Source organism: Micromonospora yongxingensis, assembly GCF_052601155.1.
In genome coordinates this window covers 78,665-93,876 of the sequence record NZ_JBQXEO010000022.1, presented here as the reverse complement: position 1 = coordinate 93,876, position 15,212 = coordinate 78,665, and the positions used below count along the sequence as shown (strand labels likewise).

Genomic DNA, 15,212 nt, shown 5'->3' with positions numbered 1-15,212 from the left:
GCGCTTTCGTGTCGGGGGTCAGGCCCCGGAGGTGACCCGGTACGCGTCGAAGACACCGTCGACCTTGCGAACCGTGGCCAGCAGGTGGCCCAGGTGCTTCGGGTCGGCCATCTCGAAGCTGAACCGGCTCACCGCCACCCGGTCGCGGGTGGTGGTGACGGTGGCGGAGAGGATGTTGACCCGCTCGTCGGAGAGCACCCGGGTGACGTCGGCCAGCAGCTTGTGCCGGTCGAGTGCCTCCACCTGGATGGCGACCAGGAACGTCGAGGCGGAGGTGAGCTTCCAGCTGACCTCGACGACCCGCTCGCTCTGCGCCCGCAGGTCCTCGGCGTTGGCGCAGTCGTCGCGGTGCACGCTCACCCCGCCGGAGCGGGTGACGAACCCGAAGACCGAGTCCGGCGGAACCGGGGTGCAGCAGCGGGCCAGCTTGATCCAGACGTCGCTGACGCCGCGGACCACCACGCCCGGGTCGCTGCTGCTCTGCCGGCTGCGCGGCGGCCGGGTGGCGACGGCGGTCTCGGCGATGTCCTCCGCCGCGCCCTCCTCGCCGCCGTACGCGGCCATCAGCTTCTGCACCACCGACTGCGCGGAGACCTGGCTGTCGCCGACCGCCGCGTAGAGCGAGGCCACGTCGGCCAGGTGCAGGTCCCGGGCGATCGACATCAACGCGTCGGAGGTGAGCATCCGCTGCAACGGCATGCCCTGCTTGCGCATCGCCTTGACGATCGCGTCCTTGCCGGCCTCGATCGCCTCCTCGCGCCGTTCCTTGTTGAAGTACTGGCGGATCTTCGTACGCGCCCGGGGGCTCTTGACGAAGCCCAGCCAGTCCTGCGTCGGGCCGGCCGTCTCGGACTTCGACGTGAAGATCTCGATCACGTCGCCGTTGGAGAGCGTGGATTCCAGCGGCACCAGCTTGCCGTTGACCCGCGCGCCGATGCACTTGTGCCCGACCTCGGTGTGCACCGCGTACGCGAAGTCCACCGGCGTGGACCCGGTGGGCAGGGGGATGACGTCACCCTTCGGGGTGAAGACGTACACCTCCTGGCTGGACAGGTCGAAGCGCAGCGCGTCGAGGAACTCGCTCGGGTCGGCCGCCTCCCGCTGCCAGTCCAGCAACTGCCGCAGCCAGGTCATCTCGTCGATGTGCGCCGGCGGGCCGACGATCTGGGTGCCCTTGTGCTCCTTGTACTTCCAGTGCGCGGCGATGCCGAACTCCGCGGTGCGGTGCATCGCGTAGGTGCGGATCTGCATCTCCACCGGCTTGCCGGTGGGCCCGATGACCGTCGTGTGCAACGACTGGTACATGTTGAACTTGGGCATGGCGATGTAGTCCTTGAACCGGCCCGGCACCGGCTGCCAGTTGGCGTGGATCACGCCCAGCGCCGCGTAGCAGTCCCGCACCGTGTCGACCAGGATCCGCACACCGACCAGGTCGTAGATGTCGTTGAAGTCGCGACCCCGCACGATCATCTTCTGGTAGATCGAGTAGAGGTGCTTCGGCCGACCGGTCGTCTCCGCCTTGATCTTGGCGGCCTTGAGGTCGGTCTGCACCTTCTGGGTCACCTGCCGCAGCAGCGCCTCACGCTGCGGCTGGTGCTCCCCGATCAGCCGGTTGATCTCCTCGTACCGCTTCGGGAACAGCGTGCCGAAGGACAGATCCTCCAGCTCCCACTTGATCGTGTTCATACCCAGCCGGTGCGCCAGCGGGGCCAGGATCTCCAGCGTCTCCTTGGCCTTCTGCTCCTGCTTGGGCCGGGGCAGGAAGGTCAGGGTGCGCATGTTGTGCAGCCGGTCGGCCAGCTTGATCACCAGCACCCGCGGGTCCTTGGCCATGGCCACGACCATCTTGCGGATCGTCTCGGCCTTGGCCGCGTCGCCCAGCTTGACCTTGTCGAGCTTGGTGACGCCGTCGACCAGCAGGGCGACCTCGCCGCCGAAGTCCGCGCGCATCTGGTCGAGCGTGTACTCGGTGTCCTCGATGGTGTCGTGCAGCAGCGCGGCGACCAGCGTGGTGGTGTCCATCCCCAGGTTGCCCAGGATGGTGGCCACGGCGAGCGGGTGCGTGATGTACGGGTCGCCGGACTTGCGGTACTGCCCGGAGTGCCACCGCGCGGCCGTGTCGAAGGCACGCTGGAGCAGCCGGACGTCGGCCTTCGGGTGGTTGTCCCGGTGGCTCGCGATGAGCGGCTCCAGCACCTCACTGACCTGCGAGGTCTGCCAGGGCGCGTTGAAGCGGGCCAGCCGTGCCCGGACCCGCCGGCCGGTGGGCGCGTTGGACAGCCCGAAACCACCGCTCGGTGACGGGTCGAGGCCGGCGTCGGTCGGGAACGGGACCACGACACCGTCGGCACCGGGCGACGCCTCGGCGGCACCCGGCACGGCAGCGGTCGGAAGCACCGCGCCCTCTGCCGGAGCCCTGCCCGAGCCCGTCACCCGGGCCGGCGCGTCACCGTTCCGGTCGGTCACCGAGCCGTCAGCGTCGCCTGTCGGGTGCACCGTGCCCTCCACCGGAGGGACGACATCGTGGGACACCGGCCTCCTCACCGCTCGCCGGAAACACACCGGCCGTACGTCGGCCGGCCTGGTCTCGCGCCGCCGGACGGCGTACCGCCGGCGTCAGCAAAGGGCAATGCTACCCGCACGGACGGTCCCCTGCCGCTCCGCCGGACGGTCCGCGCCCGCTCCGCCCGACGGGTCGGGCCTCAAACGGTCAGCAGGGCATGCACCGGACGCGGGGCCAGCCGTTCGCGGGCGCCCAGGAAGGCCAGCTCCAGCAGCACGGTGAACCCGGTGACGGTGCCGCCGGCCCGCTCGACCAGCTCCAGCGTCGCCTCGGCGGTGCCGCCGGTGGCCAGCACGTCGTCGACCACGAGCACCCGGTGCCCGGCCGTGAAGGCGTCCTCGTGCACCTCGAGGGTGGCCTCCCCGTACTCCAGGGCGTAGGAGACCGAGTGCGCCGGGCGGGGCAGCTTGCCGGCCTTGCGCACCGGCACCACACCCACCCCGGTCGCGTACGCGATGGCCGCCGCGACGACGAACCCGCGCGCCTCGATGCCGACCACGACGTCGAAGCTGTCCCGCCCGTGGTGGTCGATGATCCCGTCGATCACCTCGCGGAAGACCTTGCCGTCGGCGAACAACGGCATCAGGTCCTTGAACAGGACACCGGGCTTGGGAAAGTCGGGCACGTCCAGCACCCGGCTGGCCACCAGTCGGGCGGCCTCCGGGCCGCTGTCCCCGCGCGGCGCGGTGCTGTGGGTCTCCGTCACGGCTGTTCCGCTTCCCTTCCGACGACGACGGCGTCCGGCGATGCTGCTCGCACAGCATGCCGGACGCCGTTCGGGCGTTTCCTCCCGGGTCTGACCCCGGGTGCCGGTCAGCGCCGCTTGGCGCCGCCCGGCCGGTTGCCGCCGCCACCCGGGCGACCGCCCCGGGCACCGGTCGGCCGCTTGCCCGCCGGACGGGCGCCCACCTTGGGGGCGGCACCGGCCAGCGCGGCGGCGTCCTGGTCGATCGGGGCGTCGGCCCCGTCGGCCTGCGCCGGGCTCGGGGCGCCCTTCGGCGTCACCTCGCCACGGGCCAGCGAGCCCCGGCGGGCCAGCACCCGCTTGTTGTGCGCCTGGATCCGCGGGTCGTAGTTCTTCAGCAGCGCCAGCAGGGGCGTGGCCACCAGGATGGAGGTCAGGAACGCCACCGCCATACCGACGAACAGCACCAGGCCGAGGTCCTTCAGCGTGCCGGCGCCGAGCAGGCCGGCGCCGATGAAGAGCAGACCACCGACGGGCAGCAGGGCGACCACCGAGGTGTTCAGCGACCGCATCAGGCTCTGGTTGACGGCCAGGTTGGCCGCCTCGCCGTACGTCTGGTTGTTGTTGGCCGTGATGCCCCGCGTGTTCTCCTGCACCTTGTCGAAGACCACCACCACGTCGTAGAGCGCGAAGCCCAGGATCGTGAGGAAGCCGATGATCGTCGACGGGGTCACCTCGAAGCCGACCAGCGAGTAGATGCCGGCGGTGAGGATCAGGTTCATGAACAGCGAGGAGACGGCGGCGACCGCCATCCGCCACTCGAAGCGCAGGATCAGGTAGACCATCACCAGCGCGATGAAGATGACCAGACCGAGCACGGCCCGCTCGGTGACCTGGCTGCCCCACGCCTCGCTGACCTGGTTGCTACTGATCTGGTTCGCGTCGATGCCGAGGTCCTCGGCAATCTGGGCCTTGACCGCGTTGGACTGCTCGACGCTGAGCTGCGCCGTACGCAGCTCGTAGGAATCCCCACCGGGGCCGCCGACCTTCTGCGCGGTGGCCACCTCGACGCCGGTGTTCTCGGCGGCGAGGGCCGAGTTGACCTCCCGCTCGGCGTCGTCCAGGGTGCCGACGCTGGCCGGCACCTGGAACGAGTTGCCGCCGGCGAACTCGATGCCAAGGCTGAAGCCGCGTAGCCCGAAGCTGAGGATCGCGATCAGGATCAGGACCCCGGCGACGCCGAACCAGAGCTTGCGCCGACCGACGACGTTGAGACCGGCCTCGCCGTTGTAGAGGCGGCTCGCCAGACCGTTTTCAGCCATCTCAGGCCTCCTTGGCGCGCGGGTTGCGGGGCTGAGTCTGCTGGGTGCGGGCCGGGAGTGCCCGGCCCAGACCGCTGACCCGCGGGGACAGGAACGCCCGGGTCCGGGCGAACATCGTCATGATCGGGTGCCGGAAGAGGAAGACCACGACCAGGTCCAGGACGGTGGCCAGGCCGAGCGCGAACGCGAAGCCCTTGACCGTGCCGACCGAGACCACGTAGAGCACCACCGCGGAGAGCAGGGTGATCGCGTTGGCCGAGATGATCGTCCGGCGGGCCCGGATCCAGGCTCGGGGCACCGCGCTGCGCGGGCTGCGCCCCTCCCGGATCTCGTCCTTCAACCGTTCGAAGTAGATGACGAACGAGTCCGCCGCCACACCGAGCGAGACGATCATGCCGGCGATGCCGGCGAGGGTGAGCGTGAAGCCGATCTGCCGGCCGAGCACCACCAGCGCGCCGAAGACCAGCAGCGCGGAGAGGATCAGGCTCAGGAAGATCACCGAGCCGAGCAGCCGGTAGTAGAAGAACGCGTAGATGATGACCAGCAGCATGCCGATGCCGGCCGCGAGCAGACCGGCGCGCAGGTGGCTGGCACCCAGGGTTGCGGTGACGTTCTGCGACTCCTGCGGCTCGAAGGTCACCGGCAGCGCGCCGTAGCGGAGCTGGCCGGCGAGCGCGCTGGCGTCCTTCTGGGTGAAGTTACCGGTGATCTGGGAATTGCCGGTCAGCACGCCCTGGATCTCCGGGGAGGAGACGATCTCGTTGTCCAGCACGACGGCCACCCGGCACTTGCCGTCCTGACCCAGCGCGGTCGCGTCGCAGGCCTGGCCCTCGTTGTTGAACGCCTCACGGGTCAGCGCCGTCCACTTGCCCTGGCCATCGCCGGTGAAGTCCAGACTGACCACCCAGGCGTTGGTCTGGTCGAGCACCGCGTCGGCGTCGCTGACGTCGGTGCCCTCGACCTTGGCCTGGTCGAGCAGGTACTTGGAGGCGCCGTCCTCGCAGGAGACCACCTGCTGCTTCGGGTCGGAGATCGACGCCGGCGGGCGCTTGTCGAGCTGCGCGCAGCCGATCGTCGGCACGTTGAACTGCATCTGCGCCGGCAGCACCGCCACCTCCTGCGGCGACAGCGTGCCGAACGGCTTGAGCTTGTCGGCCAGCGACGGGTCGGCGGTCAGGTCGGCCGGGGCCTGCAACCCGCTGGCGGCCTGCCAGGCGGGGGCGCCGACCTTCTGCTCGACGGCCTTGCGCTGCTCCTCGATGCTGGCCGGCACCGGCTCCTCGCTGGCGCTCGGCGACGGCGCGGCGGCACTCGCCGAGGCCGACGGGGTCGGCGTGGCGCTGGCGCTGGGCGCCGGGGCCATCCCGCCCTGCCCGCCGCTGGGCGACGTGGTCACCTTCGGAGCGGCGCTGCCCGACGGGCTCGGCGACACGCTGCCGGACGGGGCCGGGGACGCGCTGCCCGAGGGGGCCGGTGTGGCGGCCGGCGGCGGCGCGGCGGCCACGCCGCTGCCGTCGGCGGCCTTGAGCACCTTGCGGAAGCGCAGCTCGGCGGCGTCGCCCACCTCAGTGAGGTCCCGGTTCTCACCGGGCAGGGAGATGACGATGTTCCGGTTGCCCTCGGTGACCACCTCGGCCTCGGCCACGCCGAACGCGTTGACCCGGCTCTCGATGATCTGGCGGGCCTCCTCGAGGTTCTCGGCCGTCGGGGGCCTGCCGTCGACGCTGTTGGTCGCCTCCAGTGTCATTCGCGTCCCGCCGATGAGGTCCAGGCCGAGCTTAGGCTCGAGCCGGTCCTTCAAGCTGCCGCTGGCGCCGCCCGCGAAGAACACCAAAAGGTAGAGGACGACGAAGATGAACCCGAGCACGGCGAGCTGCCGGCCGGGCCGCATCTGTCCCTGAGGTGGTGCCACGGTTGTCCTGTCTCCCTGTACGGTCGCGCCGCTGCGCGCGGCGGCGGCGGGTGTCGGGCCGGGGGTCCCGGCCGACGGGTCTGACCTGGGCCGGCGGGGGTGCCGACACGGTGGCCGGACGCGCCGGCGTGGGACGCCGACGGTCACGGGAACGTGCCGACGTCCGGCGTCGACCCAACTATCCAGTTTTCACGTCGCGTCCGCTGCCCCGTCGGGCGCGGTGCCCCCGGCGGCCGACGTGACCGGCCGTACGCCGGACCCGCCACCGCCGGGAGAGGGCGTCACTCCTTGACGGTGTCCGCGTCCTCGGTGGCCGGCTCGCTCGGCAGCTCCGCGCGGGTGACCACCCGGGCGATGGCCGGCCGGGCGTAGCGGGTCTGCACGCCCGGAGCGACCTCGAGCAGGACGGTGTCGTCCTCGATGCCGGTGACCGTGCCGTAGAGCCCGCCGATGGTCACGACCTCGTCGCCAGGGCCGAGGTTGGACTGCATCGACTCCGCCTCGCGGCGGCGCTTCTGCTGGGGGCGGATCATCATGAAGTACATGACCCCGAAGAGCAGGGCGATCATCAGGATCGGCGTGAAGCTGCCGGCCCCGCCACCCGCTGCTGCGTAATGCACGGTTACTGACCTTCCCATTGGCCACCTGCCCGGCACGGGGGGTGCCGGAGCGGAGGCGGATTCTCACGTCCTGTACAGACCGCGGCGAAGTCTAATCCCTGCACCTGAGAACACCGAATGCGGTGCAGATCACGTTCACATCACGGCTGATCGGCATCCAACGAGAACAGATCGGGTGCCGGTGGGACATCCACCCCAAATGTACCATTCGGCGGATTACGTCCGAGATGCCGCCAGGCGGCCTCGGTGGCCACCCGACCGCGTGGGGTACGGGCCAGCAGGCCCGCGCGGACCAGGAAGGGCTCACAGACCTCCTCGACCGTGTCCGGCTGCTCCCCCACCGCCACGGCGAGGGTGGACAGCCCCACCGGGCCACCGCGGAACGAGTCGACCAGCGCGGTCAGCACCGCCCGGTCGAGCCGGTCCAGGCCCAGGGCGTCCACGTCGTACACGGTCAGAGCCTTGCGGGCGGTGCCCAGGGTGACCACCCCGTCGGCCCGCACCTCCGCGTAGTCGCGGACCCGGCGCAGCAGCCGGTTGGCGATCCGCGGGGTCCCCCGGGACCGGCCGGCGATCTCGGCCGCGCCGTCGGCGGTGATGGGCACGCCGAGAATCCGCGCCGAGCGGTGCAGCAGCGTCTCCAGGTCGGCCGGGGCGTAGAAGTCCAGGTGCGCCACGAAGCCGAAGCGGTCGCGCATCGGGCCGGTCAACAGGCCCGACCGGGTGGTCGCGCCGACCAGGGTGAACGGCTCGACGTCGAGCGGGATGGCGGTCGCGCCCGGGCCCTTGCCGACCACCACGTCGACCCGGAAGTCCTCCATCGCGCTGTAGAGCAGCTCCTCGGCCGGTCGGGCGATCCGGTGGATCTCGTCGATGAACAGCACGTCGCCCTCGCCGAGGCTGGTCAGGATGGCCGCCAGGTCACCGGAGCGCTCGATCGCCGGGCCGCTGGTCACCCGGATGCCCGCACCCAGCTCGGCGGCGACGATGTTGGCCAGGCTGGTCTTACCCAGGCCGGGTGGACCGGAGAGCAGGATGTGGTCCGGCGGGGAGCCCCGCCGCATGGCGCCCTGCAGCAACAGGTCGAGCTGGTCACGGACCCGGTCCTGGGCGATGAACTCGGCCAGCCGGCGAGGCCGGACGGTGGCCTCGACGTCCCGATCCGCGTCGCTCACGTACGCCGAGACGAGCCCTTCGGTCTCGCTCACCGGGTGCGACCCAGCAGGCGGATGGCCTGCCTGAGCAGGACCGGCACGGGCGGGGTCTCACCGTCGACGGCCTCCGCCACCGCGGCCACCGCCTGGTCGGCCTGCCCGGCCGTCCAGCCCAGCCCGACCAGCGCCTGGCGGACCTGCTCGGGCCAGCTGCCGCCGGTCACGCCACCCACGCCGTCGGCGCCGATGGCCACCGGGCCGATCCGGTCGCGCAGCTCCAGCACCAGGCGCTCGGCGCCCTTCTTGCCGATGCCGGGCACCCGGGTCAGCGCGGCGACGTCGGCGTTGGCGATCGCCTTGCGGACCGCGTCGGGGGTGTGCACGGCCAGCACCGCCTGGGCCAGCCGCGGGCCGACCCCGCTGGCGGTCTGGAGCAGCTCGAACAGCGCCTTGGCGTCGTCGTCGGCGAAGCCGTAGAGGGTCAGCGAATCCTCCCGGACCACCAGACTGGTGGCCAGCCGGGCGGTCTGACCGACCCGCAGGTCGGCCAGCGTCCCCGGGGCGCAGTGCACGGCCAGGCCGACACCGCCGACCTCGATCACGGCCTGGTCCGGACCCGTCGCGGTCACCGTGCCGCGCACGCTGGCGATCATCGTGCTCCTCCTCGTCGTACCCGGTCGGCCGCCGCGGCCAGCTTGGAGCGGGTCCCGCCGCGCCACACGTGACAGATGGCCAGGGCGAGCGCGTCGGCGGCGTCGGCCGGCTTGGGCGGCTCGTCCAGCCGCAGCAGCCGGGTCACCATCGCGGTGATCTGCGCCTTGTCGGCCTGACCGGACCCGGTCACCGCCGCCTTCACCTCGCTCGGCGTGTACGTCTGCACCGGCAACCCGGCGCGCGCCCCGGCCAGCACGGCGATGCCGCTGGCCTGCGCGGTGCCCATCACGGTGCGCACGTTGTGCTGGCTGAACACCCGCTCGACGGCGACGCTCTCCGGCTGGTGCTCGGCGACCAGCTTGGTCAGCGACCGGTCCAGGTGTAGCAACCGCAGCGGCAGCTCGTCGGCAGGGTCGGTGTAGACCACGTAGTAGGCGATCAGGGTGCAGGGCCGGCCGGGCACACCCTCGACGACGCCCACGCCGCACCGGGTCAGCCCGGGGTCGACACCAAGAACCCGCACGCCACCCCTCCCCAACCATCACCAGTACGTGTGTTCGACACCCTACTGCCCGCCCTCCCACCCGCCTCAACAGACACGCCAGCCCCTGTCGATCAAGGAGGTGTGGTGGGCGACAGGCGAGGGCCCGTCGCGGGAGGGGCCACACAGCTTTGGTGTGGAGTATGTGTTGCCGGCCCATGTGCCCGGGGCCACACAGCTCGTAACTTCTTGCGCCATGACGGCAGAACCCGTGGCGGTCCCCCACGTCGTACAGGTCGACCTCGCCGGTCGTACCGCCCTGGTCACCGGGGGCGGCAGCGGCATCGGGCGAGCGTGCGCGCTGCGACTGGGCGCGGCCGGCGCCAAGGTGCTCGTGGTGGACCGCAACCTGGAGGCGGCCAAGACGGTGGCCGCCGAGGCCGGCGGCCGGGCCGAGGGGGTCGACCTGGCCGACGCCGGTGCCGTGGACCGGCTCGACGTCGACGTGGACATCGTGGTCAACAATGCCGGGCTCCAGCACGTGGCGCCGTTGCAGGACTTCCCCGTCGAGCGCTTCGAGTACATCCAGCGGGTGATGGTGGAGGCGCCGTTCCTGCTGATCCGCCGCGCGCTGCCGCACATGTACGCCCGGGGCTGGGGCCGGATCATCAACATCTCGTCGGTGCACGGGCTGCGCGCCTCGCCGTACAAGGCGGCCTACGTCTCGGCCAAGCACGCCCTGGAAGGGCTGTCGAAGGTGGTGGCGCTGGAGGGCGCCGCGCACGGGGTGACCGCCAACTGCATCAACCCGGCGTACGTGCGGACCGCACTGGTGGAGAGCCAGATCGCCGACCAGGCGGCCAGCCACGGCCTGCCGGAGGCCGAGGTGATCGAGAAGATAATGCTGGCCCGGGCCGCGATCAAGCGACTGATCGAGCCGGAGGAGGTGGCCGAGCTGATGGCGTACCTCTGCTCGTCGCCGGCGGCGTTCATCACCGGCGCGTCGATCGCGCTCGACGGGGGCTGGACGGCGAACTAGTGGGCCCGAGCACAATGTCGACCATGTCGTCGCCGGTGGAGTTCCTGGAGCTGCTCGCCCGCGAGGCCGCGGCGGTCGAGTTCGAAGGGCCGCTGGTGGCCGCGCGGGCCGCCGGGCTGCCGGCCGACCGGCTGGCCGAGCTGGAGCAGGCCAAGACGGTGGCGCTGCGGGTACGCGCGCTGCTGGAGCGCCGGCGCCGCCGGGAGACCGAGCTGTCCGGCCTGTACGACACGGTCAGCGACCTCGCCGGGCTGCGCGACCTGGACGACGTGCTGCGGGCGATCGTGCACCGCGCCCGCAACCTGCTCGGCGCCGACGTCGCCTACATGACGCTCAACGACGACGAGCGCGGCGACACCTACATGCGGGTCACCGACGGGTCGGTCTCGGCCCGTTTCCAGCGGCTGCGGCTGCCGATGGGCGCCGGCCTCGGCGGCCTGGTGGCCCAGTCGGGCGCCCCCTACGTGACGGCGAACTATCCGGAGGACGAGCGCTTCCACCACACCGGGGAGATCGACGCCGGAGTCGGTGAGGAGGGCCTGGTGGCGATCCTCGGGGTGCCGCTGCGGCTCGGATCCACCTCGATCGGGGTGCTCTACTCGGCCAACCGCTCGGCCCGGCCGTTCGCCCGGGAGGAGGTGGCGCTGCTGGTCTCCCTGGCCGCGCACGCCGCGGTGGCGATCGACACCGCGCGGTTGCTGGCCGAGACCCGCTCGGCGCTGGCCGAGCTGTCGGCGGCGAACACCACCATCCGCGCGCACAGCAGCTCGGTGGAGCGGGCCGCGGCGGCACACGACCGGATGACCGGGCTGGTGCTGCGCGGCGGCGGGGTGGAGGACGTGGCGGCCGCGGTGACCGAGGTGCTGGACGGGGCGCTGCTGGCGTTGGACGCCGAGGGCCGACTGCTGGCCCGGGTCGGCGAGATCGACGAGCCGGACCGGGCGGACATCGTCGAGGCGGTGGCCGCGTCCCGGACCGAGGGACGCAGCGTGCGCCGGGGTCCGCTCTGGTACGCGGCCGTGGTGGCGGGCACGGAGAACCTGGGCGCCCTGGTGCTGCGCCCGGACGACGAGCTGGTCGACGCCGACCAGCGGATCCTGGAGCGGGCGGCACTGGTGACCGCTCTGCTGCTGCTGTTCCGCCGCACGGTGGCCGAGGCGGAGGGGCGGGTACGTGGGGAGCTGCTGGACGACCTGATCGCCCGGCCGCTGCGCGACACCGACGCCCTGCGCAGCCGCGCCCGCCGGCTGGGGGTGGACCTGGACGCGCCGCACGTGCTGGTGGCGGTGGGCGACGACGCGATCGCCGCCACCGGCTCGGCCCGGCAGCGGGTGTTCTCCTGGGCCACCACGTACGCCTCGGCGCGGGGTGGACTGGCCGCGGCGCGCGACGGCCGGGTGGTGCTGATGCTGCCCGGGCGGGACGCCGGTGGCAGCGCCCGTGCGGTGGCCCGGGACCTGTCGCGGGTGACGGGCCGGCCGGTGACGGCGGGGGCGAGTGGCCCGTCGACCGGGCCGGCGTCGCTGGCCGGCACGTTCCAGGAGGCGGACCGCTGCCTCACGGCGCTCGGCGCGCTGGGCCGCTCCGGCCAGGGGGCGAGCACCGCGGAGCTGGGCTTCGTGGGGCTGCTGTTGGGCACGGTGGGTGACCGGGGCGAGAAGGACGTCGCCCAGTTCCTCACCGCCACGGTCGGGCCGGTGGTCGACTACGACGCCCGGCGGGGCACGGCGCTGGTGAAGACGCTGGAGGCGTACTTCGGGGTGGGCGGCAGCCTGGCCAGGGCCGCCGAGCAGCTGCACGTGCACGTCAACACGGTGACCCAGCGGTTGGAGCGGGTGGGGCAGCTGCTCGGCGCCGACTGGCAGCGGCCCGAGCGGGCGCTGGAGGTGCAGTTGGCGCTGCGCCTGCACCGGCTGCGCGCCCCGATCAGCTGACCCGGCCCGCCAGCCCCGGGTCCACCGGGCCGGACCAGCGGCCCGCGCCCGGTGGTCGGGTCAGCGGGCCTGGATGCCCGCCAGCACGGTGTCGACGACCTGCTGCGGCAGTGTCTGCTCGTCCAGCTCCGGGTTCCACTGCAGCACCCGCTGGATCAGCATCGGGCCGGTGAGCAGCGCCATGGTGACCTCCAGGTCGACGTCGGGCCGGAGGATTCCCTCGCTGATGCCCCGCTGGAGCACCTCGCGCATGAGCTGCCGGCGCGGGGCGATGATGTTCTGGTAGAGCCGGAAGTGGTCCGGGCTGCGGTTCACCTCCGGCACCAGGCAGGGCATGATCTTCGACGCGCGCGGGTCGACGTTCTTGCCGATCGCGCCGACCAGCAGGATCAGATCGTCCCGGACGGAGTGCCCCTCGGGCTGCGGCAGGATGCCCTTGAGCCGGCGCAGCGCGTCCAGCAGCAGGGTGTCCTTGCCGGCCCAGCGGCGGTAGATGGTGGCCTTGCCGACGCCGGCGCGGGCGGCGATCGCCTCGATCGAGAGCGCCTCGATGGTGCTGCCCTCGGCCAGCAGGTCGAGGGTGGCCTCGATGATCGCCTCGTCGGCGCGGAGGCTCCGCGGTCGCCCGGGCGACCGCGGAGCATCGGCGGTGGAGGTCATGTCGGACATTGTCTCCGAACCTAGGCCGTCCCGGCCAACTCGGGCTCGGCGGCCGGCGCCGCCGGTACGGCGGTCGCGACCTCCCGGCCCGGCATCCAGCGCAGCACCACCAGGATCCCGAGCGCGGCGACGACCGCGGAGAGCGCCGCCGCCCAGTGCATGGCGGTGACGAAGGCGTCGTTGGCGGCCGAGATCAACGCCGGGGCAGCCGGGCCGAGCTGCCCGGCCGCCGCGTACGCCCCGGAGATCGACTCGTTGGCGGCGTCGCGGGCCTGCGCGGGCAGGCCGGTCAGCGCGCCCTCCACGTCGGCCCGGTAGACCGCGGAGAGCACCGAGCCGAGGACCGCCACGCCGAGCGCGCCGGCCACCTGGCGGACGGTGTTGCTCACCGCGGAGCCGACGCCGGCCTTCTCCCGGGGCAGCGCCGACATGATCGACTCGGTGGCCGGCGGCATGATGTTGGCCATCCCGACGCCCTGGAAGAAGAAGACGACCAGCACGACCCAGATCGGGGTGGACGCGCCGATGAAGGCGAACGCGGCCAGTGCCGCCGCGGTCAGTGCCAGCCCGACGGTGGCGACCGCCCGGCCGCCGTAGCGGCGGACCATGGCGGCGCTGCGCGGCGCGAAGATCAGTTGTGCGCCGGCGAAGGGCAGGAAGAGCAGACCGGTCTGCAGCGGGCTGTAGTCACGGACCAGTTGCAGGTAGAACGAGCTGAAGAACATCACGCCCATCGCGGCGAAGAACACCAGGCCGACGATGGCCACCGGAGCGGCGAAGCGGGGCAGCTTGAACAGGCGAACGTCCAGCGACGGGTGGTCGCTGCGCCGCTCGTGCTGCACGAACCAGCCCAGCACCGCCAGGCCGGCCACGATCGAGCCCCAGGCGACCGGCCGGCCGAAGCCGTGCTCGCCACCGTCGATGATGCCGTAGGAGAGGGCGACCAGGCCGACCACGGAGAGCAGGACGCCGAGCACGTCGACCCGGCCCGGGCGCGGGTCACGTGACTCGGGCACCAGCAGCGCGACGAGGACCACGCCGGCGATGACCACCGGCACGTTGATCAGGAAGACCGAGCCCCACCAGAAGTGCTCCAGCAGCGCGCCGCCGAGGATCGGGCCGATCGCCACGGCCAGCCCGACCGCGCCGGCCCAGACGCCGATCGCGCGACCGCGCTCCCGCGGGTCGAAGACGTTGGAGATGATCGAGAGCGTCACCGGCATGATGGCCGCGCCTCCGACCCCCATCAGGGCGCGGGCCGCGATCAGCTGGGCCGGGTCCTGCGCGTACGCCGAGAGCAGCGACGCCAGCCCGAACAGCGCCAGGCCGATCATCAGGAAGCGCTTGCGGCCGGCGCGGTCGCCGAGCACCCCGAAGGTGAACAGCAGCCCGGCGAAGACCAGCGTGTAGGAGTTGATGGACCACTCCAGCTCGCCCTGGCTGGCGCCGAGGCCGTGCACCGGGTCGGCCAGGGTGCGCAGGGCGACGTTGAGGATCGTGTTGTCGAGGACGACCACGAGGAGGCTGATGACCAGCACCCCCAGGATCGGCCACCTCCTCGGGTGGCCCGTGTTGTCGTGCAGCTCCATGCCCGGTTCTCCCCCCGGTTCACCCGCGACCGCAATACGATACGGGTCAGACTCGTAACTGGGACAGCCTACGGGCGGCATTAACGATACGGAACCGATCCGTATCGTATGTGGTGGGCGTCACGCCAATTCGGCCACCCACTCCCCCGATCCCGGTCGGCATCCGAACCGTCGGGGGCATCCTCTGCCGCCTTTGCTCTGCTTCAACCGACGCAACACAAACGGCCCGCAACCGTTGCGCGGGTTGAAGCAGAGCAAAGGGCGGGGGTGACCATCGGCTCCCTCGCTGGCCAGCGTGACGTCTCCGTGCCCCCGGCGAGCCGCCGACGTCAGCCTTGTCGCGGGGCGGCCAGGCAGGCGGCCACGGCGGCCGGCAGCGTCCGCAGGTGGGTCGCCGGCACGGTGAGCGGCTCGATCCAGCCGGGCCCGGCGCCGTACACCCGCAGCAGCGGGAAGCCCCGGGCGAAGCGCACCAGGCGGTACGTGCGGCCGGTGACCGGCGTCTGCGACCACAGCACGACGGTGTGCGGGCGTGCCCGGTACACCGCGCTGTTCAGCGCGGACCAGGGCAGCGCGGGGCCGAGACGCAGGCAGCCACG

Annotated in this window: 13 protein-coding genes; 2 read left to right on the top strand and 11 right to left on the bottom strand. The window is 72.2% G+C overall.

Going from position 1 to position 15,212, the window contains the following annotated elements; translation table 11 throughout:
• Window positions 1-18: 18 nt before the first annotated feature.
• The 8 genes from ACTWLT_RS24035 to ruvC form a co-directional block, all read right to left on the bottom strand.
• Complete coding sequence (locus tag ACTWLT_RS24035) at window positions 19-2,532, bottom strand: RelA/SpoT family protein (RefSeq protein ID WP_445320322.1); 2,514 nt, start codon at window positions 2,530-2,532, stop codon at window positions 19-21.
• 170 nt (window positions 2,533-2,702) lie between these two features.
• Complete coding sequence (locus tag ACTWLT_RS24030; protein ID WP_252419150.1) at window positions 2,703-3,269, bottom strand: adenine phosphoribosyltransferase; 567 nt, start codon at window positions 3,267-3,269, stop codon at window positions 2,703-2,705.
• A gap of 107 nt (window positions 3,270-3,376) precedes the next feature.
• Window positions 3,377-4,570: a protein translocase subunit SecF gene (gene secF, locus ACTWLT_RS24025; RefSeq protein ID WP_252419149.1), complete on the bottom strand. Its 1,194-nt coding sequence runs from the start codon at window positions 4,568-4,570 to the stop codon at window positions 3,377-3,379.
• A 1-nt stretch (window position 4,571) separates the two neighbouring features.
• Window positions 4,572-6,482: a protein translocase subunit SecD gene (gene secD / locus ACTWLT_RS24020; protein ID WP_252419148.1), complete on the bottom strand. Its 1,911-nt coding sequence runs from the start codon at window positions 6,480-6,482 to the stop codon at window positions 4,572-4,574.
• Between the two features lie 281 nt (window positions 6,483-6,763).
• Window positions 6,764-7,120, bottom strand: a complete 357-nt coding sequence (yajC, locus tag ACTWLT_RS24015; RefSeq protein WP_252419147.1) for a preprotein translocase subunit YajC — start codon at window positions 7,118-7,120, stop codon at window positions 6,764-6,766.
• 122 nt (window positions 7,121-7,242) lie between these two features.
• A complete protein-coding gene (gene ruvB, locus ACTWLT_RS24010; protein ID WP_445320321.1) occupies window positions 7,243-8,310 on the bottom strand; it encodes a Holliday junction branch migration DNA helicase RuvB in 1,068 nt (355 codons plus the stop codon).
• The gene (ruvA, locus tag ACTWLT_RS24005) at window positions 8,307-8,909 is read right to left on the bottom strand and encodes a Holliday junction branch migration protein RuvA (RefSeq protein ID WP_445320320.1); all 603 of its coding nucleotides are present in this window, start codon (window positions 8,907-8,909) and stop codon (window positions 8,307-8,309) included. The genes ruvB and ruvA overlap by 4 nt, the downstream gene beginning before the upstream one ends.
• Window positions 8,906-9,433, bottom strand: a complete 528-nt coding sequence (ruvC, locus tag ACTWLT_RS24000) for a crossover junction endodeoxyribonuclease RuvC (RefSeq protein ID WP_445320319.1) — start codon at window positions 9,431-9,433, stop codon at window positions 8,906-8,908. Before ruvC ends, ruvA begins: the two co-directional genes overlap by 4 nt.
• 214 nt (window positions 9,434-9,647) lie before the next feature.
• On the opposite strand from ruvC, the gene ACTWLT_RS23995 reads away from it, so the two are divergent.
• Complete coding sequence (locus tag ACTWLT_RS23995; protein WP_445320318.1) at window positions 9,648-10,430, top strand: 3-hydroxybutyrate dehydrogenase; 783 nt, start codon at window positions 9,648-9,650, stop codon at window positions 10,428-10,430.
• On the top strand, window positions 10,430-12,364 hold the full coding sequence (locus tag ACTWLT_RS23990) for a helix-turn-helix domain-containing protein (protein ID WP_252419142.1): 1,935 nt from the start codon (window positions 10,430-10,432) through the stop codon (window positions 12,362-12,364). Before ACTWLT_RS23995 ends, ACTWLT_RS23990 begins: the two co-directional genes overlap by 1 nt.
• A 60-nt stretch (window positions 12,365-12,424) precedes the next feature.
• Here the strand turns inward: ACTWLT_RS23990 and ACTWLT_RS23985 are convergent, their stop codons facing one another.
• The 3 genes from ACTWLT_RS23985 to ACTWLT_RS23975 all read right to left on the bottom strand — a co-directional run bounded on the left by ACTWLT_RS23985 (window position 12,425) and on the right by ACTWLT_RS23975 (window position 15,158).
• Complete coding sequence (locus tag ACTWLT_RS23985; protein WP_445320317.1) at window positions 12,425-13,033, bottom strand: TetR/AcrR family transcriptional regulator; 609 nt, start codon at window positions 13,031-13,033, stop codon at window positions 12,425-12,427.
• A gap of 11 nt (window positions 13,034-13,044) precedes the next feature.
• Window positions 13,045-14,613, bottom strand: a complete 1,569-nt coding sequence (locus ACTWLT_RS23980) for an MFS transporter (protein ID WP_445320316.1) — start codon at window positions 14,611-14,613, stop codon at window positions 13,045-13,047.
• Between the two features lie 329 nt (window positions 14,614-14,942).
• Window positions 14,943-15,158, bottom strand: coding sequence for a hypothetical protein (locus tag ACTWLT_RS23975; RefSeq protein ID WP_445320315.1), 216 nt, complete (start codon window positions 15,156-15,158; stop codon window positions 14,943-14,945).
• Window positions 15,159-15,212 lie beyond the last annotated feature (54 nt).